The following is a 23829-nucleotide window of genomic DNA, read 5'->3' as shown; positions in this document are numbered from 1 at the left end:
TATCTGTTTATATTGTAGCTTTTATTGTACTTAATAGTAACCCTCCTGATCAGGCTTTAACGGTTTCAGTCGGTTTAACTTCCTCATTCCGAGGTGGTTTTGAACCGATGAGACGCAGGCCATTTAAAATAACCAGTATCGTCGAGCCTTCATGAAACAAAACGGCCAAAGGCAAGCCTAAAACACCAAAAAGGTTCAGAATGATAAGCGAGACAATTACTGTGATTGAAAAGACAACATTTTGAAAAATAATCTTGTTCAGGCGTTTGCTCAGTTTGTAACTGTAGAACAGTTTAGACAAATCATTTTGAACGACAACCACATCGGATGACTCCATCGCAACGGACGAGCCACTACCCATGGCAATCCCGATATCCGCATTGGCCAGGGCCGGCGCGTCATTAATGCCGTCACCAATCATGCCCACAACTTCTCCTTTTTCCTGACTGTCTTTTACAAAAGTGATTTTATCTTCCGGCAGCATCGCCGCAAAATACTGATCGACCCCGACGGCCTGCGCCACTTTTTTAGCGACCTCTTCATTGTCCCCTGTCAGAAGCGTTACTTTGATGCCTTCTTTTTGAAACTCATCCACTACTTCAGCTGCCTGCATGCGCACCTGATCACTCAGGGAAAAGTAGCCGACTACTCTGTCTTCTTCTGCTACAAGAATAGTGGTGTTTCCTTTTTCAAAATACTGTGTAAACTGATCGTACTTCTGATACTTTTTAAAGGCTTTGGGCTTGCCTACGCGAATGTTTCCTTTTTGAATACCCGATCCGGCAATTTCATCGACTGATTCATTCTGATTGACCGAACTTAAATCCACTGTTTTAAAAGCGTTGACTATCGCCTGAGCAATCGGATGACTCGACTGCTGTTCCATATAAATGACTTCCTTAAGAACAGCTTCCGGCAGGCTGTAATCATCCACTCTAAACTCACCGTATGTGAGTGTCCCGGTTTTGTCTGTGTAGAGTGTTTCCATTGTACTGAGTGCTTCCATGGCTGCGCCGCCTTTAAAAAGAATCCCATTTTTTGCACCATTACTGATGGCACTTAACGTAGCGGGTGTTGCTGAAGCTACGAGCGCGCAGGGGCTGGCAACCGTCAAGAAGACCATGCCACGGTAAAAAGCTTCCTGAAATGGCAGTGAAAGAACCGCGTACATGAATACGATGAATATTGGCACCAGTAAAAGGACTGAAATGACATACTTGCTTTCAATCCGGTCAATGAATTTTGAAATGCGTGACGGCCTGCCCTGGGCTTCTTCCACCATTCTAATAATGTTTGAAAAGACCGTCTCATCACTGGCTTTAGTAACTTCCAGGTAAAAAACGTTGCCTTCATTGAGCGTCCCGGCAAAGGCTTCCTCACTGGCTTTTTTCTCGACCGGAATGGACTCCCCAGTAAGTGTCGCTTCATTGATGATAGATGTGCGGTCAATCACTCCGTCAATCGGAATCTGTTCACCTTTGGATACAACAACGGTATCTCCAATCTGCAGTTTTTCAGTGGCAACAGTAACGACCTCACCATTTTCTTTCAAAACCTGTGCAGTATCCGGCACTTGCGCCATCAGTTCAGATATCGCACTGGTGGATTTACTTGTCGCGTAATCTTCGAGAACTTCTGCTGTGGCAAAAATCAGCAGCAAGGCCGCCCCTTCTGATTCAAAATTGATGATGACTGCTCCCACTGCAGCCAGAATCATCAGTAAGTCGACGTTGGGTGATTTATTTTTGACTGTTTCCACCACTGCCTTTTTTGATGCATAAAAGCCCAGGAAAAATATGGCCACGTAGTATAGCCACCTGCTGATTTCCTGTCCCAAAATAGCGGCTAGAAAGCCGGCTACCGTAAACAGAATACCGAAAACCAGAAACTGTCCTCGTCTGCTTTTTATTAAGTAGTTTTTCATATCGATACCTTCTTTCATTTGTTAGGATACTGTCTGTTTAAATTATTATATGAGAAAGTTCTATCTCCTCCTGTTACCTTTATTATACTAAAAAGGGCATACCCGTAGAACAGAATTAACTGTCCCACAGATATGCCCTTAACTGACATAGTCTGCTGCCGCAATAAGCAGCCCGGCTGCATGAACCTTTACGTGCGTTCACCGCCTGTTCAGATCACAATGATTAAACACTCTCTTAATCAAAGCTTTCGTATTTAATTATCGACAGCCTGTACTCTTTTCCAGACCAATTATCTTGTGAACTTATTATCATATTACCATTTTATATAGAATTCTTCAACACTTGAACGCTTTTTTTATAGTAAATGCCTACATTATAACAGCAGACTGACCAGCGGCATGACAAGAGGTGCCAGGATAACAACCGCTATACCGGTAAGAATAATGGACAAGCCTGACATCGCCGCTTGAACATCACCCAGCTCAATGGCTTTGGCGGTTCCCATCGCATGCGAGCCTGATCCTAAAGCCACTCCCTGAGCGACCGGGTCAGTGATTTTAAATAATGCAAAAATTGGCGGGCCGACGACCGTTCCCAGCACACCTGTGAATACGACGATGGCCACCGTCAGTGAAACGATGCCGCCGAGCGATTCCGAGACCCCTAGAGCAATCGCTGTTGTGATGGATTTCGGGAAAAGCGTTGCGACGAGTTCCTGATTAAACTGAAACAGAACGCTGACTGATACAAGAATCACCGTATGGAACAAGACGCCAAGCGCGATGCCAGCCAGAATAGCTGTGTAGTATTTTTTTAAGTAGACAAAGTTTTTCTCTAGTTTAATGGCCAGAGCGACCGTCGCCGGGGTAATCCAGAAATTAATGAACCGTCCGCCTTCATTGTAGTTGTTGTAGGATAAATCTGTCACTATCAATAAAATAATGATACTGGTAATGGAAAAGACCAGCGGGTTGAACATCGGATTTGACGGCCATCTTCTGTGAAAAAGTGTCCCTACCAGAAAGAAGAAGAACGTCAGAAACAAGCCAAAATACGGGTTGGCTGAAAAATTTTCGAGCATACTAAATCGTCTCCTTCGAAGTTGCGATCTGCTGATCTTTTTTATCCGTTCGCCTTTTAAGCCATTGAACGATTAGTGCCACAAAAGCAATCATCAAGGTGGTTGTTATGAGTATCGTCACCAAGAGCTGCCACCAGATATCTCCTAGAATATCGAAATTCGTCATCAGTCCAACACCAGCGGGTACGAAGAAAATGGCCATATTATCTGTCAGCCAGGTACCGACTTCTTCGACCTGAACCATCTTGACCCATTTAAAATGCAGAGCGACAAACAACAGTACCATGCCAATCACACTTCCCGGAATGGCCACAGGGCTAATCATCGATAAAAATTCGCCTATAAATGAAAATAAAAGAATCCAAAATAACTGCTTTAACTGTTTCACGAGGTGCGCCTCCTTCTTGCTATTCGGCTTTATTTTATAGGAAAAACAGTTATTTTTAAAGAGAGTTTGTGCACTGGATAACATGAATGCGTTTTACTTTTTGACTAAAGTTTGCCAAGTGTCTACAACCTCTTTTGAATAATTCATAAATATGTAAAAAAACAGCAGGAAGAATATATCTTCCTGCTGCAGTAAATCTTATTTGTTTTATCTGTATACCATTCCGCCGTCTGAGATGATAGATTGTCCAGTGATATAGTCGGAATCTTTTGATGCAAGGAAAGCGACCAGGTTTGCCACATCTTCCGGTTCTTGGGTTCGGCCTAGTGCGATTTCCTGAGAATACTGTTCAAAGGCTTCTCCCTTTTCAGTTCCCATGTGCTCCATCATTTTTTCATCCAGTCTGTCCCACATGGACGTGCCGGCAATTCCCGGGCAGTAGGCATTGACGGTAATTTTGTCCGGAGCCAGCTCTTTTGCGGCTGCCTGAGTCAGACCTTTCACCGCAAATTTTGAAGCGGTATAGGGCGAAAGCATTTCGAACCCTTCCTGTCCAGCAATACTGCAGGCGTTAATAATTTTTCCGCCATTGCCTTGTTTTTTCATCTGATTGGCAGCTGCTTGAATGCCGTAGATAACGCCTTTTACGTTGACATCGAGTACAGAATCGACACTATCCGGCTTGACCTCTGTAATGGGAGCCACTTCTCCTTCGATTCCAGCGTTATTGATAAAGACATCTACTTGCCCGAATTTATCGACGGCATGCTTGACGAGAGCTTCTTGATCGTCTAGTTTGGAAACATTGCCTTCAAAAGTTTCGATTGATACATCGTTTCCTGAGAATTCTTCTTTTGCCTTTTCCAACGCATCCTTATCCATATCACTTATCACGATTGAAAAGCCGTCTGCTGCGAGTCGTTGTGCTATTCCTTTACCTAATCCTTGAGCTCCACCTGTAATGACTGCTACTTTGTTAGTTGACATTAAATAGTTCCCTCCTATATAGTCGGTCTGCATCTACTTAATACATAAAGAATAACTCCAAGACCACCTCCGATAATATCTTTATATTCAATCTATCATTATCCTGTGTTTTTCTCTAACAAAACGGACTATGCAAAAAAATTCTCCTATCAGCATCAACTTTTTTGTCTTTTCAAGCGTTCAAGGTCTTATTCGGTTAACTCAGCGTTGGCTGAGTTTCCACTTTGCTCAAGTTCCTTTTATTTCGGTCAGCTCAACTGGTGCTTCGGTTCCACTTTACCGAACTGACCACCTCTTCGGTAAGCTCCAAGAGACCTCATTCCCCACCTTACCGAAGTTCTCTTATCTTCGGTAATCTCATACTGGTATAGCTCATGAGTTTACCGTATATTGATTTTTTCGGTTAACTCAGCTCAGGGTGAGTTTCCACTTTGCTCAAGTGACCCCTACTTCGGTATTCTCACCAGGTTAGCCAGTCCCACTTTGCTGAACCAACCCTCTCTTCGGCTTACTCAAGAACTCTGTATCCACCAGTCTACCGAACACACCTCGTTTCCTTATAAAGACGACAAAAAACCTTCTTTCCGTGAAGAAAGAAGGTTGAATACTCTTCGTTTTGTTAATCAATCAGTGAGAAACGTGCTTCCAGAATGTCTTTAGTCACCGGTCCTACGACACGTTCGTAGACTGTGCCATCACTGCCAATGAAATAAGAAGTCGGGAGTGATTCGACTAGAAACAGATCAACCACTTCGTCCACGCCGTAGACGTTTGGGAAAGTCAGTCCCAGCTCATCCACAAAATTACCGGCATTTTCCGAGTTGCTTTCGGAAGACATGACGTTCACACCTAAAACGACTACATCGTCATTTTCTTCATGAAACTCCTGCAGATGCGGCATTTCCACTCGGCAAGGCGGACACCAGCTGGCCCAGAAATTCAGGAAAACTTTCTGACCTCTAAAGTCCGACAGGTTGACCGTGTTGCCATCCATATCTTCCAGCTGGAAATCGTAGGCAGTATTTCCGGCACGCAAGCCGTATTCGACACCGGCTTCTGATGTTGTATTGATTACATCACTCTCCAGCTCGTCAAGCCGTGCTTCCAGTTCTTCATCCGTCAGATCAACCGATTCGTCTTCAAACTCTTCCTGAACCTGGATGCCTGCCTGTTCACGAACTTGCTGTTCGCGGTTTAATCCCGAGACAAAATCATAGACGACAAAAGCCAGCACTAAGGCTATCAGTGCCCACATTCCTTTTTTTACCATAATTAAAACTCCTCATGTAGTTATCCTAATAATTCAAACGGTGTTCCCTGCAGCCATTGAGCCAGTGTTTCCGATAAGGATTCAAGAGCACCTGTAAACAGCAGAATGCCCATGACAATCATCAATATGCCCCCAACCTTCATCAATTTACGGCTGTGCTTCATAATGGCATCCATTTTCCCGATGAAAAATGAGACCAGCAGAAACGGCAGCGCAAAACCGATAATGTAAAGCGTCAAGTAAATGGCCGGTGGTGAGCCGGTAGATATGCCTATCAGTAAGATTGATGAGAAAATTGGACCGATACACGGGGTCCATCCAGCTGCGAAGCCCAGCCCAATGAAAAAACTGGACAGTAAACTGGTTGATTTTTTCTCGTTCATCTTTCGGGTATCTTTCAAAAGAGCCGGAATATGCAGCCACTCAGCTGTAGCCAGTCCCATTACGACAATGAGCAGTCCCGCTATTCTTTGCAGAAATACGCTAGTTGAACCGGTCATCAATGAGGTGAAAAATTCACCTAGATAAGTAATACTCAAACCTAAACTGACATATACGGTCGACACCCCAATCAGGAAAAAGATGGAATGAATCATCACACTCTTTTTAAATGCTTTCGAATTATTTTCTTTGACCTCTTTTACACTTTTACCGGTAATATACGATAAGTACAGGGGCAAAAGCGGCAGTGTGCACGGTGAGAGAAATGACAAAGCTCCAGCAGCCAGTGCCATCAAGGCAGTTATTTCGGTTGTGATAAGCTCGTCCTCCTCTGATAAAATAGTCCTCCGCTAAGTATGATGAATAAAGCGATCAACGGTAAGGCATTGAATGTAAAGTTAAAGTAGATAATGGCCCGGCTTCCCATCAGTAGCGCATGCAGCAGTCCAAATGCCAGAAAAGTCAGCAACGGGTTCACTTTTGTATGAATGCGCGTGAAACTGATTAATATCAGCGTGACAGCGAACAAGCCGATAAACCTTAGTGAATACGGTGACGAATACAGGAAATAGACATAAAGATGATTGACCAGCCCGATGATTAGAAACAGTACACTCACGCTCTTTGTCTGATCAGGTTTCTCCCAGAGTTGTTTGCCATATTTAATTACGCCGTACATACCAACTGAAGCAGTAGCCAGCCAGACGATATTGGATGAAAACAGTAATACCCTATAAGGTACTTGGATTATTTCACTTAAATTCAGAACAGCATTAAAAGCGAAAAGCAGGATGACAAAGTAGAACACCATATCCATAAAAATAGACAGTAATGCTTTCTTTTCCTTCATTCCGCCATCAGCCAGTCCTAGCCACACAAGACTACCGACTATCAGAACCACGATGGAACTGAACATTGGATTTGCAATTATAGTATTCAAGCTAACGACTCCCTATGACTTTCAATAGTTAAATATACCCCTGGGGGTTATCTCTATATCATCTTACATATTTTCGTGGCTGACGTCAACCGTTCACATTCGAATAAACAGTTGTAAAAGTATGAAGCCTTTGTGACCGGCTAGGCTTTTTAGAAGGCTCTATTATTTAGGGAAAGAATTTGATGACCTTTGACAGTATCCTTATTTTTCTGTTAGGTTGCTTTTATAAACCTAATTACTTAGTCAGATTATGATTATTAAGAAGGAGCGTAAAATTTATGATGCTCAAATTTTGGAGACTGTTTCTCATCATAATGATTCCAGCAATTACCATTTCCTTTTTTGGCGAGCACGTAGGGGGGTTATGCGGTCATAGCTGCGCTGCTACTTGTGACTGGTGTGGAGTCCTATCTTTACACCACAAAAAAGAGTAAGCATACCGGTAGGGAGAAGCTGTAACTGCCTTGGAAAAAAATAGATTTGATAAAAAAAGGTTCGAGCAGCTAAAGAGTGCTCGAACCTTTTTTTATTTAACTGCTAATCACGCTGGTTTCACTTTTAAGGTTTTTGAGGGGCTTCCCTTTTTTCGTGAACGGTATTTCAATAGTCGCATTCCGTTAAAGATGACAACGAGAATACTGGCTTCATGAACCAGCATACCGATAGACATGTTCATCCAGTCACTGAAAAATACACCGGCTAGCAGAAACAGCACGACTCCTACTGCTATCACAATGTTCTGAACCATATTGGCTGCGGTTGCTTTTGTCAATCCTAGAGCGTGCGGCAGATAGCTGAAGTCTGAATTCATCAGAACAACATCGGAGGTTTCGATGGCGACGTCTGTTCCGCTGCCCATAGCTATCCCTATATCAGCTAATGCGAGGGAGGGGCTATCATTGACTCCATCACCGACAAAGGCAACAATCTGACCTTCATCTTGCAGCTTTTTGATATAAGCCGATTTGTCCTCCGGTAGCATATGACCGTGTGCTTCCGTCAATTGTAGATCCCCGGCAACCTTATCCACCGTTCCCTGGTTATCACCCGACAGAACGACTAAGCGTTTAACGCCCAAGCGCTTCAGCTCATCAAGATTCTCTTTCACTCCGGTTCGAACCTGGTCGCGAATGCCCATCAGAATGGCCACTTTTTTATCAATAGCCGTTAAAATAAGTGAGTTTCCGTTATGTTCAAACCGACGCACATCTTCTAACACGTTCTCATCCAGTTTAACGCCTTCTTTTGCCATCAGGCTGACATTTCCAATCGCTATCTGGTGACCCTCGACCATTGCCGTTATACCGCCACCTTTAACTACTTCTGTTTCTTCCACAAAATAACTATCCTCGCCTTTCAAATAGTCCGCTACGGCTTTAGCCAAAGGATGATCCGATTCCTTTTCGACACTTAACAGATAACTGAATGCCTTGTTTCTCTCATCCGCATACACTTCTACTTCTGCTACAGTTGGATTTCCAGCAGTTAATGTACCTGTTTTATCAAACACAATCGTATCGACCCGACTAAAGTCATGTATGACTTCACTTCCTTTTAACAGCACGCCATTTCTGGCGCCATTCCCAATTCCCGCTACGTTTGAAACCGGCACACCAATAACAAGCGCTCCCGGACAACCGAGGACCAGAATAGTAATGGCCAGTTCCACGTTCTGACTCACGAGCCAGACAATAAGGGATAATACGAGGACGGCAGGGGTATAATATTTTGAAAAGCGGTCAATAAAACGCTCCGCTTCTGATTTGGAATCCTGCGCTTCTTCAACTAATTCAATTATTTTTCCAAAAGTCGTGTCTTCTCCCACCCGGTCTGCCCGCATCTGAAGGGTGCCATTCTCGAGAATCGTGCCGGCAAAGACCGTCGTCCCCACCTCTTTGTTAACAGGCACGGACTCGCCGGTTATGCTGGCCTCATTAATGTGCCCACCACCGGTTAAAACCGTCCCATCCACAGGAATCTTCGCACCTGTTTTCACCAGCAGGATGTCACCTTCTTCGACTTCATCAATGTCCCTTTGTTCAAACTCTCCTGCATCCGTCTGTACCAAAGCACTTTCAGGAGCCATTTCAGTCAGTTCTTTAATGGCCGAACGGGTCTGATTCAATGTCCGCTGCTCCAAAAAATGGCCGAACAGAAACAGAAACGTGACAATCGCCGACTCTTCAAAGTTCTGAATCAGAAAGGCCCCAATGACAGCTATGGTTACCAGTACATCAATGCTGATTACTTTAACTTTCATAGCCTGGTAGGCCTGTATGGAAATCGGTAGGATGCCGATTACCGAAGCAATGATGAGGCTGCCTTCAAACATCGTCAGGTTGCCTAACGCGAACCGACTGAAGAAGCCTACAATAATCAGTAGCCCACTAATGAACGTAATGGTTTTTTTACTACTTAAAATTAAGTTCTGCATAATTTCTCCTCCTATAATCTCAATTGTTATCTACATTTAGTCTATAAGGTTTGAAGGAGGAAAGAATTGACTGAAGTCAATTCATCATCTTAATATCTCTAGATTACACTAACTCATTCGCCTCTTTATTTTTGGGTTGGGCTTATCTAGAGTTTTTAGGCCAACTGAGTCATCTCTGCTTTCATGAGTTGAGATAATCACCGACAAAAGCTATTTAGTAAGGATAATTCTGGCGCGCCAGAATTTGCCTCTTTTACACACTGACTATCTGTCCCTGCAAAAACTAAAAGGAACGGTGGGTAAAATTAAGAGCATGAAAAGACTGGGCTTTTCATGCTCAAATAGCTGTTCAGTTTTTCTGCTGCTGATGCGCCTCATCCATTTCCTGAAGCATCACATATACGGCTTCGTAAGTTTCACAGGCATCTGCTGGTATAGAGTAGTTCTTTGTTACTTCACGAAGCTCTTTGAATATCCGACCATACTCTGCATTTAACGCTACAGATTCTTTCCGCATTTCATTCAGTTCCTGAAACAGCTCATGAACGGCAAAGACTTCCGGATGCCTTTTGCCATGCGCACGGGTCACAGGGAGCGTATAGAGTTCCAGTTTTGGCGTGTAACTTTCTGCCAAGTCATTAAATAGTGTCACTGTAGTCTCTCCTTCATTTTCATTCATGCCGGTTTTACTGTTGATTTGATCACAGGGTAGCCGAGATCTTCGATTACTTTTTCAATTATTTCTATCGATGTCTGACTGGAATCGAAGACTGCTTTCGCCTTGCTTGAATTAAAGAGAACCTTTATCGTGTCATTCTGGACACCTTCTATGCCTTTTAATGCCTGTTCAATTTTCTGCATACAACTCGGGCACGATAATGTTTCCAATGTCAAAACTGCTTTATTCATGTTATTCCTCTCCTTTACGATTCTTCTTATCTCTATCCCTACTGTAGCTCATTTAAAGTAGATAAAAATTGACGCCCATCAAGACTGCCTGAAAGTCTACAAAAAACGCCCCAACCCAAGGAGTGGGCGGAGGCAAGACAATTGGACTCTCATTATTAATCTAAAAAAAGCAGGCCGTCTTCATCAAGCAGTTGAATACGCGAGCCACTCAGACGTTTAATCAGCTGTTTTTCTTCGAGATCCAGCAGTTTTCGGCTGACCGTTTCTGGAGTTGTGCCAATATAGGATGCCAAATCCTTTTTAGCTAAGGGCAGCTTCACAATGTGATGGTCATCAGCCTGGATGGATAAATCAGCCAGATACAAGGCCAGGCGCTGTTCTGTTGATTCGGTTGTAAAGCGTGTCACCTGCTGCTCGCTCTGATCCAGACGACTTGATAATTCCTGAAGTATCTTCAATGAAATAGTCGGGTATTTGACCAGAAGGGACTGCAGATCCTCCCGTTTAATTTGACAGATTGATGTCGGCTGCATCGCTTCAGCAAAGTGTTCGTGCTCTGTTTCGTTAAACAAGGCCAGTTCGCCGGTAAAGTCTCCAGGTTTCAACACTCGGACGAGCTGTTCCTTGCCAGTTTCCGAGAGCCTGTAAATGCGCAGACTGCCTCTGTTAACGATTGTCAGAACATTTGACGGCTCACCGGCCTGATAGACTAATTCACCTTTATCGTATGCTTTCGACTCGACAGTTTCCATGACTTCATTCATTTGTTCCGTATCCAGATGATTAAAAATTGGAACAAGTGAGACGCAGGCTTTATCTGAGTGATTGCAGGACTGATTTTGTCTAGGCTCTTTATATTCCACAAGCTCATCTCCTCTATTTACAAAGTCATTTGCTCAACCTCTACTCGGTAAATAATTATGTTATGCTTATTCTACCACCATCATAGCATATTAAAATTGATGGCAGTCAATTTCAGTTTTTCAGGAGGATTCTTACATGGATAGTTCCATCATTATACTGGTTGTCGGGGCTGTCTTTCTCGGTTCTTTGATGCGGTCAACTTTTGGCTTCGGCGATTCGGTAGTCAGCATGCCGCTTTTAGCCTTGCTCTCCATTCCTTTTTCCGATGCCGTTGCACTGGTCGGTCTGGTCGGCTTTACAGTGGCTCTTCTGTCGGTTTTTTCCAGCTGGAAGCATTTGGACAAGTCCATTTTAAAATGGCTGTCTCTTTCAACACTTATTGGTATTCCTTTCGGGCTCTTTCTTGTACAGTTCGTTGCTTCCTACTGGGTTAACCTTACTTTAGGATCACTCTTACTGGTGTATGCGATCTATGCCCTGTTCAGTTCTCCACAAAGCCTGGCCCGCATGTACGTCCGCTTTCAGAAAAAGTCTCCGACCCTTCCTTTCGGCTTTTTATCCGGCATGCTGGGAAGTGCCTACAACATGAATGGCATCCCCATTGTGCTTTACGGTACCATGCGAAACTGGGCGCCGAATGCCTTTAAAGATAACCTACAGGCTCATTTTTTCATTTCAAGCTCGATGATAATCTTCAGTCACTTCCTCAGTGGCTTCTGGTCTCGGGAACTGGGCATCTACTACCTTTTTGCCTTGCCGGTTATTGTACTCGCTATTTTGATTGGCAATTTCCTGTATTCAAAAATCGATACCGAACGCTTTAGAAAATATGTCCTCTGGCTTATTTTCCTGCTCGGGCTCTCTACATTGTTCAATACCCTGGTTTAACGCATTAAAAAAGTTCCCGGATTAATGTCCTGGGAACTTTTTCTTTATTTAATGTTCGTTCGGGTCATTTTCCGCATCTTCATGAGTCGGATGAACGGTGCCTTCCACATGGTCTGGTCCGGCATAAATGGTATAAAGTTTAAGCGGCTTGTCACCAGTATTTTCGATGTTATGCCACATATCAGCCGGTACAAAAACAGCATCATCATCTGCAACTTTTTCTTCAACGTTCAAGTTATCCTTAGAAGGCCCCATCTTGCAGACGCCCTGACCTTCTTCAATACGGATAAACTGATCTATGCCTTCATGAACTTCCAGACCAATGTCGTCTCCTGGCTCTATTGCCATCACGGTGACCTGAAGCTTTTCACCCGTCCAGATGGTCGTCCGGTAATTACTGTTATCCACTGTCGCCTTCTCGATATTGATAATATACGGTTTCTTGCCGTGATCTTTGTAATCTATTTCCATTGCCTTTCCTCCTCATTTATTTAAACTCATTATAATCCAAGAATAGCATGTCGCAAGTGTAAATCAACTATTAACACTCTTCTTATAAAAAAACCTTTTAAATCAGTCGTTAAGCTAAAAAGAAGAATACCAACCAGATTAGAATAACTACAATAAACAGATTGTTCAATACCTTTCCGATTATAGTCATTATAAATAATACGCATTTTAAACAAATTGATCTGCATCAATTATTGTCTGTTAGTATGTATTTCTCTAAAATAAGGCAGATAGTCACATAATTTCAGACTGATTGGCCGCTCTCTAAAGTCGTTATTTTTACCAAGTGGTTTCTATGGTATGATAGAAAAGACGAAAAATAATGAATGAGTTGGAAGGAGACCCAATGTCTGTGATAGTTTTAGCAGGGATGATTGGAGCTGGTAAAAGTACGTATACCACTCTAATCTCAGAAGAATTAAGAAGTGAAGCCTTTTATGAGCAAGTTAAAGACAATGCCATTTTGGAGAAGTTTTACGACAATCCAAAACGCTGGGCGTTTTCATTACAAATTTTCTTTTTAAACACGCGTTTTAGAAGCATCAAACAAGCGTTAGTTCACCGCCACAATGTCCTTGACCGTTCAATTTATGAAGATGCCTTATTCACACGCATCAACTACGAACAGGGAAACATGAGCGAAGCAGAAATGTCTTTATACACTGATCTGCTGGATAACATGATGGAAGAAATCGAAGGTATGCCGAAAAAGGGTCCTGACCTATTGATTTACTTAAGAGGCTCACTTGAAACCCATCTGGAGCGTATCCAGAAACGTGGGCGTCCATTTGAACAGGTAGAAGACAACCCTGAATTGATGGCTTACTATGAAAAACTTCATGGCCGCTACGATGACTGGTTTGCTTCTTACGACAAGAGCCCGACCTTAGTCATTGATATCGATGAAATCAACTTGGAACGTCCGGGAGACCAAGCCTTAGTCATGCATAAAGTTAAGCAGGCTTTAAAGCAGACGCAGGAAGTTTAAAATACAGCAGTTAATGACCGCAGACTGTCCATGCAAGTGTTCTCTCTAAGAGTCAGAGACAACAATTCTCGTGGATGTAGACTGCGGTTTTTCTATACATGATCGGATGAACGCTTTGCTCAGAAAGGAAATGAATGATGGAAACAATTGTTGCATACTCACTCAGCACTTATCAGAACTGGTCTTTTTATATTGCCGCCACTGAGGAGGGCTTGTGTTTTGTCGGCTCCATGCCTCCTTCAAAAGAGGAATGCCTGAGTTGGATTGCCGCCACTATTCCGCACTCCAGGGCTGTCTATGACGAAGAGGCATTGAAGCCCTATGCTGCTGCCTTTCAGTCATATTTAGCCGGTGAAGTAACTAATCTTAAGCTGCCGGTAGTTCAGTATGGCACGCCTTTTCAGAAAAACGTGTGGAACAACCTGGCGACCATCCCTTATGGACAGACGGTCACTTATGGTGAACTGGCTGAGCGCAGCGGATTATCTCCAAAAGCTGCCCGATCGGTGGGGTCTGCGGTAGGAAAAAATCCCCTGCTAATCATCCAGCCCTGTCACAGAGTCGTTCCCAAAACAGGAAAGCCCAGAGCCTTTCGCGGTGGACTGGACATGAAAAAAGCCCTGCTGAAACTGGAGAACACTCATTCCAACTGACAGCACGGCTTTTTCTTTTTTTATTTTCACTTCAACTTTGGAAAGCCTCTCATAAATCAAAACCATTATCTTCCGGCTGATAGCCCATCTTTTTCTTCGTATCGGATAAATCGAGAAACTTGAAAGTGTTGTTTGAAATGCCGTGTACTATTTCAAAAGGTCGGTCCAGTTCTGTTTCAACACAGCATTTAATCAGCTGGTTCATATCACGGACACTGAGGTAGGAACTGCGCTGATAGCTGTCCGGCTGCTCTCCTCTTTCCGTCATCATTTCAATCGAACGGTGTCCGCCAATTCGGATGGCTATGACTTCCAGACCTTTCTGATAGGCAAAGTAGTTGCCCATCGCTTCCCCAAAAGCCTTGCTTACCCCGTAAATATCCAGTGGTCTTAATGGGCTGTCCGTTTTAACTTGTTCATCTTTGGGGTAGGCTTTGACGGTGTGAATACTGCTGGCGAAAATCAGACGCTTGCACCTCTGATCCGAGGCAGCCTGCATCATGTGATAGGTCCCGTCCATATTGACCGATTTCACTTCCTCGTAGTCCGCAGTGGGTGAAGGGTTGCCAGCCAGGTGAATGACCGTATCCATTCCCTCACAAACCTCCAGACACTCTTCGAAATGAGTGATATCGCATGCTCTTAGTTGGCACCCCTTATCTTTCCATTCCTTCAATGCCGACACGTCTTTTTCTGCTAGCGTCAGGTCATAATCATGGATTAATTCTTCTATTAAACGTGATCCGATTCGACCGGCTGTACCGGTTAATAAAAGTTTTTTCATATGAACGTCTCCTGTTTACATAATTTTTCCAGAACGTTTCATCAAATCAATCACTCGCAGGAAGGCCAGTTTGTAGCATAAGAAACGCATCGTCACGTCACTTTCAGAAGAGAAGTACGCATTATAGACGCGGTAGCTGACATTCTGCATGCGGTCACTCATATCATTTAAAATAACTTCTTTTGATTTTGCATCATTGGTAAAGCCCTGAACCCACTCAAGGTAAGACACCGTTACGCCACCGGCATTCGCGAGGACATCTGGAATAATGATTTTCCCTTCAGATTCAAGGTAACTATCGGCTTCCTGATTGATTGGGCCGTTTGCTCCTTCAACTAAGACTGTCGCTTTAATGTCTTTCTGGTTGTCAGCAGTAATCTGGTCTTCAATAGCACCCAAAATCAGGACGTCACAGTCGAGTGTCAGAACGGCATTCGGATCAAGGACTTCCCCTTCCAGACCCATTTCCTTTAATTCTTCTTCATTCGGCAGACGATCATTGTCTTCTTTAAATGGCGCCAGTTTTTCAACATCCAGTCCACTTTCATTATAAACCGTTGAGCGGCTATCCGATACAGCTATCACCGTATGTTTCTTCTCGCTGTTCGCGGCTTCGATGGCTGCTGCCCGGCTGAGATTACCAAATCCTTGAACAGCAACTTTCACATCTTCTTTTTCACCAATTTCTTTTAACGCGTCGATTTTGTCAGCGTGTTTATCCTTGACTGACAGACTGCCATTCATGACCGCTTCCACCAGATAGTAGTAGCTCAAGAATGTACCAATACCCGTGGACTCTGAACGCCCTTTCGTTCCGCCGTTGGCAATGCTTTTACCAGTAAAGGTATTGATAAATGGCTGATTTGGATGAAGCTGCTTGAATTCTTCTGTCATCCAGTCCATCATCTGCTCGCCAGTCCCCACATCCGGTGCCGGAATATCTTTGTACGGCCCAATCTGATTCTGCAGCATGCGTACAAAGGCTTTGCTGACTTCTTTGAGTTCTCTTTTGGAATGCTTGCGGACATCAATATGTACGCCGCCTTTTCCGCCACCATAAGGTAAATCATGTAAGGCATTTTTCAGCGTCATCAGCATCGCCAGCGTTTTAACCTCATCCTGATTGACGCCTGTACTGAATCGGATGCCGCCCTTATAGTAACCGCAGGCATTGTTGTGCTGCACACGGAATGCCGGATAAGTACCGATGGACCCGTCATCTTTAATGATGCGCAAGTCACTTGAAATGACTTTATCGATGCCTTTCAACTGGTCGCCACCCATCTGAACAAGCTGGTCACGCTTGTCTCCCCATTTTTTTAAAGCTTCTTTATCTTCATCGACAACGTGGTCAACGACTTCCTGAATCAACTGTGTCGTGGTATTTTCTGTCATAAAAAATTCCTCCATATCTATTTATGAGAACACTCTCATTACTCCTTTATCATTGTATCATAATAAAGAAACAGATTGCGACTGCTAGATAAATTTTTTCTTTCTGAAGACACTAAGCGATGTGTTTTTATCTCATGCTTGTATTTTTCGGCAGAAAAATATCCTTCTTATCTTTTAGCCAGCTAGTTTAAAAGCAAATTATGTGTCTCTTCGACCTGTTTTCTGCTCTCAGGCAGTTGAGTTTGCCTAAGATGGAGCTTCTTCGGTTAACTCAAACGGAACATTATGCCCGGTTTACCAAAGACGTGTGTCCTTGGGTAAAGTCAAAGGGTCTACCTCGTGGAGTCTGCCATACTTGTCTGTACTTCGGTTAACTCAAATATTTTGAGGTTTGGGTTAACCCAAATGAGGTAAGGTTTGGCATGCCCAAACCTTTTCCTTCTTGAGTGTACCAAACAACAGGCTTCTTCGGTTAACTCAGGACGATTAGCTAAACGACCATCCCCAACCGACCCCTACTTAAGCAGACTCACCGAAATCCTTCGCTGAGTCTGCCGAACAGGATTCATTTTTTCAAATAATACGAAAAACCTCTCCCGTTTATGTCCAAAGACATAAACGGGAGAGGTCCTAATTTCTTTAAATCAGTGTCCCTTGAATATTCAGTTTCTTCTTCAAGTACCATTTCGCGGCAAAGGCCAGTATACCGATGACCAGTGTGATTGAGCCCGGAATGAGTGGGTTCAGTGCCTGCGGAATGAGTGCCGTACCGAAGGCCATCAAAAGAATCCATACCAGCATCGTCAGTGTCGTAGCGACAATATACTTGATAAAGCCGCCTTTCACACCCGGCTGCGGTGCGTATTTCGTGATAATCATAACAGCCAGTCCACCCAGCAGGAAGTTCAGAATCATGGTAATTAATCCTAGTCCCGCTTGCTGGTCACCGAATACATAAGAAATACCAGTGATGACCGCAAATATACCTCCAAGAAGCAGTGCGCCGTCCATATAGATTTTCCACGTTTCCGAGCGCTTAACCGGTTTGACCTGTTCGCCCTGATTATTATCGATCAGAAAACGGGCCTGGTCGGTTACGGTGCCGTAGAGTTTACGTGCAGTGATGTGGTTGGGCTGTTCCGCCACGATGTTTTTCAGCATGTCATTGAAAACAAGAATCTTATTGTCTTCAGGCATGTTGGAATCTTCGAGCTTACGGTTCAACTTCACCATATAGTCTTTGTTTTTATTCGTTAGTTGTTCAAATAACGCATCATTTTCTTTTTTCTTGTCTGCTACCGTTACTTGTGGTTCCTGTTCAACGGTATCCTTCTTTTTCGCCATACGTTAAGGTTCCTCTCTTTCTTACACATTGAAACGGAAAAGAATGACGTCGCCGTCTTTAACTAGATACTCTTTTCCTTCTGCTCTTAATTTACCGGCTTCACGCGCCGCTTTTTCGCTGCCCAGCTCATCGTAGTCTTCAAATGAGATGGTTTCTGCCCGGATAAAGCCACGTTCGAAATCGGTGTGAATGACACCGGCTGTCTGAGGAGCCTTCATTCCTTTTTTGAATGTCCACGCCCGCACTTCTTTTGGTCCAGCTGTAAAGAAAGTAGCCAGTCCTAAGAGATCGTAAGATGTACGAATCAGCTTGTTCAATCCTGGTTCAGTTACACCCAAATCATCCAGGAATTCCGCTTTTTCTTCATCATCCAGTTCGGCAATTTCTTCTTCAATGGCAGCTGAAATAGCGACCACTTCCGCGCCTTCTTCTGCCGCAATCTCGCGGACAGTCTGAAGGTACTGGTTGCTTTCCGGATCAGCAATCTCTTCTTCCGCTACATTTGCTACATATAAAACTGGCTTGCTCGTCAATAAAAACAGCGAGCGCAGAATCGGCAGCTCTTCATCAGAGAAGTCCAGCACGCGGACCGGCTTGCCTTCTTCGAGAACAGGCTTGATTTTTTCAAGTACAGCCAGCATCGCTACGGCATCCGCATCTTTTGATTTCGCCTGTTTTCTGACTTTATCAATACGCTTGTCTACTGCTTCCAAGTCGGCCAGTGCCAATTCCAGATTGATGGTTTCAATATCTTCCGCAGGGTTGACCTCACCGGAAACGTGAGTGATGTTGTCGTCTTCAAAGCAGCGGACCACGTGACAGATGGCATCCACTTCACGGATATTGGCCAGGAATTTATTCCCCAGACCTTCTCCTTTGCTGGCACCTTTCACGATTCCGGCAATATCGGTAAATTCAAAGGTTGTCGGTACGACTTTCTCCGGGCTGACTAGTTCTGCCAGGCGGTCCAGACGCTCATCCGGTACCTCAACGATTCCGACGTTTGGGTCGATGGTCGCAAAGGGGTAGTTGGCTGCTTCTGCTCCTGCTTTAGTAATAGCGTTAAATAATGTGGATTTCCCCACATTTGGTAGTCCTACAATTCCTGCTGTTAAAGGCATTTATTCATTCTCCTGACTCTTTCTCATTATCTTGTCTCAGTACACAATCATTTAATTCTTGATGACTTTTTTCATCTTGCGGTCGAACTCGCGACGAGGCATCATTACCAAATGGTCACACCCCGTACAGCGAATGCGGATGTCCGCTCCCATACGAATGATTTCCCAGCGGTTGACTCCACACGGATGAGGCTTTTTCATTTCAACAACATCATGCAGATCATAGGTTTTATCCATTTGACTTCCTCCCGACTTTTCTCAGTTTTATTATTAGTTCAGGTCAATATTCAATTCTTCTAAAATGCGGTTCAAGTCGTCCGGGGAGACATATTCAATTTCTATCTTGCCTTTTTCCCCTTTTTCACGAATAACGACACTAGTGCCGAATTTATCGGTCAGCAGCTCTTCTGATTTTCTGATCACCACTGATTTTTCCGGTGCATTTTTCTTGTCCGCATCTTTTTTAGGCTGCTGATTGGCTTCAGCAACAAGGTGCTCCAGCTGTCTGACCGTCAGTTTTTCCTTCACAGCGCGGCGAGCCAGCTTCTTGATTTTCGCTTTATCTTTAAGGCCCAAAAGTGTACGTGCCTGTCCGTTAGACAGTTTGCCTTCCTGAACGAGCGTTTTCACTTCTTCAGGTAAAGACAATAGGCGTAAGTGGTTAGCAATATACGAACGACTTTTTCCCAAACGCTCGGCTACCATTTCCTGTGTCATTGAAAGCTTGTCCATCATCATATTATAGGCTTCGGCTTCCTCAAGAGACGTCAGATCTTCACGCTGCAGATTTTCTAAAATAGCGACCTGCATCATGACTTCTTCGTTCAGTTCTCTGACAATCGCTGGAATGGCTTCCTTGCCTGCCAGTTTGGACGCTCTGAAACGGCGTTCGCCGGCAATGATTTCGTATCCTTTGACCGTTGACTTGCGCAGAATAATCGGCTGCAATACACCGGACATCTGAATGGATGCTGCGAGTTCGTTCAGTGCTTCCTCGTCAAAGTGACGGCGCGGCTGATACGGGTTGGGACGGATTTCATTTAAATCAATCAGTTCAACCTGTTCGTTGTTATTCTTTACCTCTTCTTCAAAATCAGGAACATCAAACAGCGCATCGATTCCACGGCCTAATCCCTTTTTCTTGTTAGCCATTGTTCAACACTTCCTTCGCTAGTTCCTGGTAGACTTCCGCACCTTTTGATTTTAAATCGTAGTCAATGATTGACATTCCGTAACTCGGCGCTTCGGACAGGCGGATATTTCTCGGAATAATGGTCTGATAGACTTTTTCTCTGAAGTACTTTTTCACTTCATTGACCACTTCAAATCCTAAGTTCGTACGGGCATCCAGCATAGTTAACAGCACCCCTTCAACTTTGAGCTCTTTGTTGAAATGCTTCTGTACCAGACGGACCGTATTCAATAGCTGACTCAAGCCTTCCAGTGCATAGTACTCACACTGAACCGGAATCAGAACAGAATCACTGGCTGTGAAAGCATTAATCGTCAAATGTCCCAGTGACGGCGGGCAGTCAATCAGAATATAGTCATAGTTATCTTCAACAGTTTCCACTGCACTCTTCAGGCGAGTTTCTCGTGCCATCAGACTGGTCAGTTCCACTTCTGCACCGGCCAGCTGAATGGTAGCCGGAACAATGCTTAAGTTATCGCGGCTGGACTGCATAATAACATCTTCCAGCGGCTCTTCATTTATTAGAACATCGTAAATGTCCTTGTCAACTTCTCCTTTACGCACACCCAGGCCACTCGTGGCATTTCCCTGTGCATCCATATCAATCAGCAGAACTTTCTTGCCGACGAATGCCAGAGACGCACCCAGATTGACTGTGGTCGTCGTTTTTCCGACGCCACCTTTCTGGTTTGCAACGGCAATAATCTGTGCCATACTACTCCTCCAAACTTTCTTCTGTGTCTCTAAGCCAGTGGACTCTTGTTCGGCGTCCCTGGTTTTCTCGGGTATTTGTTCGGTGTTTCTTTTTTCTTATCGATTAAAATGATGTGGCGTTCACCGGCATCTTCTGGAAGTTCAAAGGAAATATCGTCTCTCACTTTTCCTCCAAGTGTGCCGATGGCTTTTTTCGCTTCGTTCAGCTCTTCCGGTGCATGAGCGGCTTTCATGGCAATGAAGGTGCCGTTCAGTTTTAAAAGCGGTAAGCACAACTCCGCCAGCACACTCATGCGTGCAACCGCACGGGCTGTGACAAAGTCAAATGATCCTCTGAACTGCTTGTTCTGGCCAAAAGTTTCTGCCCGGTCGTGGTACAAATGAACACCACTCAAGCCCAGTTCGCTTACAACGGTTTCAAGAAAGCCGATACGTTTTTTCAGTGAATCGACAATTGTAATCTGCAGATCCGGGTAGATAATTTTCAGGGGGATACTAGGAAACCCAGCACCTGAGCCTACGTCGCATAGACTGTGGACCCCTTTGCTAAAATCTACATAAAGTCCTGCTGTTAATGAATCATAAAAGTGTTTCAAGTACACTTCTTCTCTTTTAGTAATTGCGGTTAAATTTATTTTTTCGTTCCATTCCTGAAGCAGTTTCAAATAGCGCTCAAATTGACGCATTTTATCTTCAGTGACGGGGATGTCCCTTTTTTCAAGTTCAGACTGAAATTCTTCTGGCGTCATACGTTAAAAACCCTTTCTATAATAAGTCGTGAAACAGTATTTGTTTCACAAAATACCTCTCTTCACTTTATACCAAATGGCTTGTAAATACAATGGTAGCCAGGGATTTTTTTAATAAAAAGTTCAGCTGTCAATAGAATTTTAGGTTAATCGTCGTTCATATTAGATTTAAGTGATGAAGGATGATTATGGGCTATTTAATCATCTCTCAAAGCGGTAAAAAATAATGAAAGATGATTAAATCTGAATAATCATCCTTCGCAAAAAAAATGTGAGCTGAAGTATGATTATCTACCGTTTAATCGTTCTTCGCAAACTGTTTGACGCACGAGTCATGATTATCTCCTGCCTAAATCCATTTTTAATTTGAAAAGGCACCTGTCCATTTGCGACAGGTGCCTTCCTCATTTAATTTGCCTTACCTGACTTATACTTTCCGATGCTGCCTTAAGACCACTATATTCATGACCACAAAGACTACAGAAAAGCCCAGCAGAACCAGTAACTGGATGTAGATGTGCTCGAAACCGAGCCCTCTGACCATAACGTTTCTTAACGCATCGGCTGCATAGTATAAAGGAGTCAGCGGTCCAATCCAGCTTACCCAGTCGGAAATGGTTTCTAAATTAAACAGACCGGAAAAGAAGAGCTGCGGAACAATGACAATGGGAATAAACTGAATCATCTGCAGTTCATTATGTGCAAAAGAAGAAAGCAGTATCCCTAGCGTCAAAGCGGAAAAGGACAGGAATAGGGTAATCAGCAGGACGTAGATATAGTTCCCTTCCATCATCATGCCCAGCACAAAAATGGAATACGTAGAAATGATGGTTGCCTGAACAATAGTAAACAGGCCAAAACCAATAACATAGCCCATAACAATTTCCCATTTCCTCAAAGGACTTGACAGCAATCGCTCCAGCGTTCCCCGGGTGCGTTCCCGAAGAAAAGACACCCCGGAAATCAGAAAGACAAAGAAGAATATGAAGAATCCCAACAGGACGGGACCAAAGTAGTCAAAGTGGCGCATATCCTCATGTCCATGGATAAAAGTTGCATCCAGCTGACTGGCTCGTTCACCAGTCAAGGGTTCAAACGCTTCCTGCATCCAGTTCAGAACAGCGGAATTAATAACCGGATCGCTCCCTTCGAGCGTGACACTCGGCTGATTATTTTCAACAGTAAGGTAAGCGTCAAGGGACTGCTCTTCAACAGCCTGATAAGCTGCCTCTTCATCCGCATAGTCAGTCACTTCAGCCTCTGAGAAATCAATCTGTTCGACAAGCTCTTCCGGAAAATCAACCAGACCAATTCTCGGCGAATAATCGTCACCCCCGAAAACGAGATAAAGTAAGGAAAGAACCAGTATCGGAGCCATTATCAGCAAAGCCATGGTTCGCTTGTCTCGTTTGAACTGCTTTAAAATCCGTATCACCAGTGCTTTAATCCGCATACTGTTCGCCTCCAAACTTCAGGAAAGCCGATTCCAGATTGGTCACATGGGCTTTTTCTTTTAGCTCATCAGGCGTACCGACAGCTGTCAGCTTTCCGTTTCTAATCATCCCCAGACGGTCGCATTTTTCTGCTTCATCCATGACGTGTGTCGTCACGACAATGGTCACGCCCGACTCTTTCAAGGCATTAAAGCTTTCCCAGATACTTTTTCTTAACACCGGATCCATGCCAACGGTCGGTTCATCCAGAATCAGGATTCGCGGTTCGTGTAGCATCGCTATGGCCAGACTGAGTCGTCGTTTCATCCCGCCTGAATAATGTGCGACTATCTTATCCATGGCCGCTTCCAGATCAACGACTTTCATGACGGCTTGAATCCGTTCCCGGCGCTCCTGTTTAGTCAAATTATAAAGAGAAACAAAAAATTCCAGATTTTCTCGTGCAGACAATTCTGTGTATAAGGCATCAGACTGCGCCATATACCCAACTTGTTCAATTAAATTAAGGGACGGCTGTTTTTCATCAAAGAGATACACTTCTCCAGACGTCGCTTCTTCCAGGCCGACCAGCTGCTTGACCAGCGTCGTTTTCCCTGCTCCCGAAGGTCCTAAAAGCCCGAATATTTCGCCTCTTACAATGTTCAAATCTATACCTTCCAGAACCGTCTGCTTTCCGTAACGCTTATACACGTCCTTGACTGAAATCACGGTATTCTGTTTACCCACATTCACCACATCCTTTTTCAAAAAAATACTTATTTACAGCTGTATCTATCCCTTTTCGACTTAAACGATTC

General features: G+C 44.0%; 25 protein-coding genes and 1 riboswitch. Of the genes, 3 read left to right on the top strand and 22 right to left on the bottom strand.

Annotated features, from left to right (window positions below; all coding sequences use genetic code 11):
* Positions 1–49: 49 nt before the first annotated feature.
* The 11 genes from ACYVLS_RS05040 to ACYVLS_RS04990 all read right to left on the bottom strand — a co-directional run bounded on the left by ACYVLS_RS05040 (position 50) and on the right by ACYVLS_RS04990 (position 11238).
* Positions 50–1924 carry a heavy metal translocating P-type ATPase gene (locus ACYVLS_RS05040; protein ID WP_460321958.1) on the bottom strand — a complete coding sequence of 625 codons (1875 nt, stop codon included), beginning with the start codon at positions 1922–1924 and terminating at the stop codon, positions 50–52.
* Between the two features lie 117 nt (positions 1925–2041).
* Positions 2042–2147, bottom strand: a riboswitch (NiCo riboswitch).
* Between the two features lie 151 nt (positions 2148–2298).
* Positions 2299–3006, bottom strand: a complete 708-nt coding sequence (locus ACYVLS_RS05035) for an LrgB family protein (protein ID WP_460321955.1) — start codon at positions 3004–3006, stop codon at positions 2299–2301.
* A gap of 1 nt (position 3007) precedes the next feature.
* Positions 3008–3394: a CidA/LrgA family protein gene (locus ACYVLS_RS05030; RefSeq protein ID WP_460321952.1), complete on the bottom strand. Its 387-nt coding sequence runs from the start codon at positions 3392–3394 to the stop codon at positions 3008–3010.
* A gap of 207 nt (positions 3395–3601) precedes the next feature.
* A complete protein-coding gene (locus tag ACYVLS_RS05025) occupies positions 3602–4381 on the bottom strand; it encodes an acetoin reductase (protein WP_460321950.1) in 780 nt (259 codons plus the stop codon).
* A 619-nt stretch (positions 4382–5000) separates the two neighbouring features.
* Entirely contained in the window at positions 5001–5651 is a 651-nt protein-coding gene (locus ACYVLS_RS05020) for a TlpA family protein disulfide reductase (protein ID WP_460321947.1), read from the bottom strand.
* Positions 5652–5671: 20 nt separating this feature from the next.
* Entirely contained in the window at positions 5672–6385 is a 714-nt protein-coding gene (locus ACYVLS_RS05015) for a cytochrome c biogenesis CcdA family protein (protein WP_460321984.1), read from the bottom strand.
* Positions 6386–6393: 8 nt separating this feature from the next.
* Positions 6394–7032, bottom strand: coding sequence for a hypothetical protein (locus tag ACYVLS_RS05010; protein ID WP_460321944.1), 639 nt, complete (start codon positions 7030–7032; stop codon positions 6394–6396).
* A 541-nt stretch (positions 7033–7573) separates the two neighbouring features.
* Positions 7574–9466 (bottom strand): heavy metal translocating P-type ATPase, encoded by a 1893-nt coding sequence (locus ACYVLS_RS05005; protein ID WP_460321942.1) that lies wholly within the window; start codon positions 9464–9466, stop codon positions 7574–7576.
* A gap of 349 nt (positions 9467–9815) precedes the next feature.
* Positions 9816–10118: an iron-sulfur cluster repair di-iron protein, ric gene (locus tag ACYVLS_RS05000; RefSeq protein WP_460321940.1), complete on the bottom strand. Its 303-nt coding sequence runs from the start codon at positions 10116–10118 to the stop codon at positions 9816–9818.
* 23 nt (positions 10119–10141) lie between these two features.
* Positions 10142–10375: a heavy-metal-associated domain-containing protein gene (locus ACYVLS_RS04995; RefSeq protein WP_460321938.1), complete on the bottom strand. Its 234-nt coding sequence runs from the start codon at positions 10373–10375 to the stop codon at positions 10142–10144.
* 155 nt (positions 10376–10530) lie between these two features.
* The gene (locus ACYVLS_RS04990; RefSeq protein ID WP_460321936.1) at positions 10531–11238 is read right to left on the bottom strand and encodes a Crp/Fnr family transcriptional regulator; all 708 of its coding nucleotides are present in this window, start codon (positions 11236–11238) and stop codon (positions 10531–10533) included.
* A gap of 136 nt (positions 11239–11374) precedes the next feature.
* Between ACYVLS_RS04990 and ACYVLS_RS04985 the strand changes: the two genes are divergently transcribed.
* Complete coding sequence (locus tag ACYVLS_RS04985; RefSeq protein ID WP_460321934.1) at positions 11375–12127, top strand: sulfite exporter TauE/SafE family protein; 753 nt, start codon at positions 11375–11377, stop codon at positions 12125–12127.
* Positions 12128–12175: 48 nt separating this feature from the next.
* On the opposite strand, the gene ACYVLS_RS04980 is transcribed toward ACYVLS_RS04985, so the two are convergent.
* Positions 12176–12598, bottom strand: coding sequence for a cupin domain-containing protein (locus ACYVLS_RS04980; RefSeq protein ID WP_460321932.1), 423 nt, complete (start codon positions 12596–12598; stop codon positions 12176–12178).
* A gap of 385 nt (positions 12599–12983) precedes the next feature.
* Here ACYVLS_RS04980 and ACYVLS_RS04975 point away from each other — a divergent pair, with 385 nt between their 5' ends.
* Positions 12984–13625, top strand: coding sequence for a deoxynucleoside kinase (locus ACYVLS_RS04975; protein WP_460321930.1), 642 nt, complete (start codon positions 12984–12986; stop codon positions 13623–13625).
* A gap of 137 nt (positions 13626–13762) precedes the next feature.
* The gene (locus ACYVLS_RS04970; RefSeq protein ID WP_460321928.1) at positions 13763–14278 is read left to right on the top strand and encodes a methylated-DNA--[protein]-cysteine S-methyltransferase; all 516 of its coding nucleotides are present in this window, start codon (positions 13763–13765) and stop codon (positions 14276–14278) included.
* Between the two features lie 49 nt (positions 14279–14327).
* Here the strand turns inward: ACYVLS_RS04970 and ACYVLS_RS04965 are convergent, their stop codons facing one another.
* The 10 genes from ACYVLS_RS04965 to ACYVLS_RS04920 form a co-directional block, all read right to left on the bottom strand.
* Positions 14328–15062, bottom strand: coding sequence for an NAD-dependent epimerase/dehydratase family protein (locus ACYVLS_RS04965; protein WP_460321925.1), 735 nt, complete (start codon positions 15060–15062; stop codon positions 14328–14330).
* 15 nt (positions 15063–15077) lie between these two features.
* On the bottom strand, positions 15078–16457 hold the full coding sequence (locus ACYVLS_RS04960) for a Glu/Leu/Phe/Val family dehydrogenase (protein ID WP_460321923.1): 1380 nt from the start codon (positions 16455–16457) through the stop codon (positions 15078–15080).
* 639 nt (positions 16458–17096) lie between these two features.
* A complete protein-coding gene (locus ACYVLS_RS04955) occupies positions 17097–17801 on the bottom strand; it encodes a DUF1129 domain-containing protein (RefSeq protein WP_460321920.1) in 705 nt (234 codons plus the stop codon).
* Between the two features lie 21 nt (positions 17802–17822).
* A complete protein-coding gene (gene ychF / locus ACYVLS_RS04950) occupies positions 17823–18923 on the bottom strand; it encodes a redox-regulated ATPase YchF (protein ID WP_460321917.1) in 1101 nt (366 codons plus the stop codon).
* 51 nt (positions 18924–18974) lie between these two features.
* Positions 18975–19160 carry a DUF951 domain-containing protein gene (locus ACYVLS_RS04945; RefSeq protein ID WP_228587167.1) on the bottom strand — a complete coding sequence of 62 codons (186 nt, stop codon included), beginning with the start codon at positions 19158–19160 and terminating at the stop codon, positions 18975–18977.
* A gap of 33 nt (positions 19161–19193) precedes the next feature.
* On the bottom strand, positions 19194–20075 hold the full coding sequence (locus ACYVLS_RS04940) for a ParB/RepB/Spo0J family partition protein (protein ID WP_460321909.1): 882 nt from the start codon (positions 20073–20075) through the stop codon (positions 19194–19196).
* Positions 20068–20829: a ParA family protein gene (locus tag ACYVLS_RS04935; RefSeq protein ID WP_460321907.1), complete on the bottom strand. Its 762-nt coding sequence runs from the start codon at positions 20827–20829 to the stop codon at positions 20068–20070. Before ACYVLS_RS04935 ends, ACYVLS_RS04940 begins: the two co-directional genes overlap by 8 nt.
* 29 nt (positions 20830–20858) lie before the next feature.
* Positions 20859–21578, bottom strand: a complete 720-nt coding sequence (rsmG, locus tag ACYVLS_RS04930; RefSeq protein ID WP_460321905.1) for a 16S rRNA (guanine(527)-N(7))-methyltransferase RsmG — start codon at positions 21576–21578, stop codon at positions 20859–20861.
* 427 nt (positions 21579–22005) lie between these two features.
* Entirely contained in the window at positions 22006–23031 is a 1026-nt protein-coding gene (locus ACYVLS_RS04925; protein ID WP_460321903.1) for an ABC transporter permease, read from the bottom strand.
* The gene (locus tag ACYVLS_RS04920; protein ID WP_460321901.1) at positions 23021–23758 is read right to left on the bottom strand and encodes an ABC transporter ATP-binding protein; all 738 of its coding nucleotides are present in this window, start codon (positions 23756–23758) and stop codon (positions 23021–23023) included. Before ACYVLS_RS04920 ends, ACYVLS_RS04925 begins: the two co-directional genes overlap by 11 nt.
* Positions 23759–23829: the final 71 nt, after the last annotated feature.

The organism is Alkalibacterium psychrotolerans, assembly GCF_054784355.1.
This window is presented reverse-complemented; position numbering and strand designations above follow the sequence as displayed.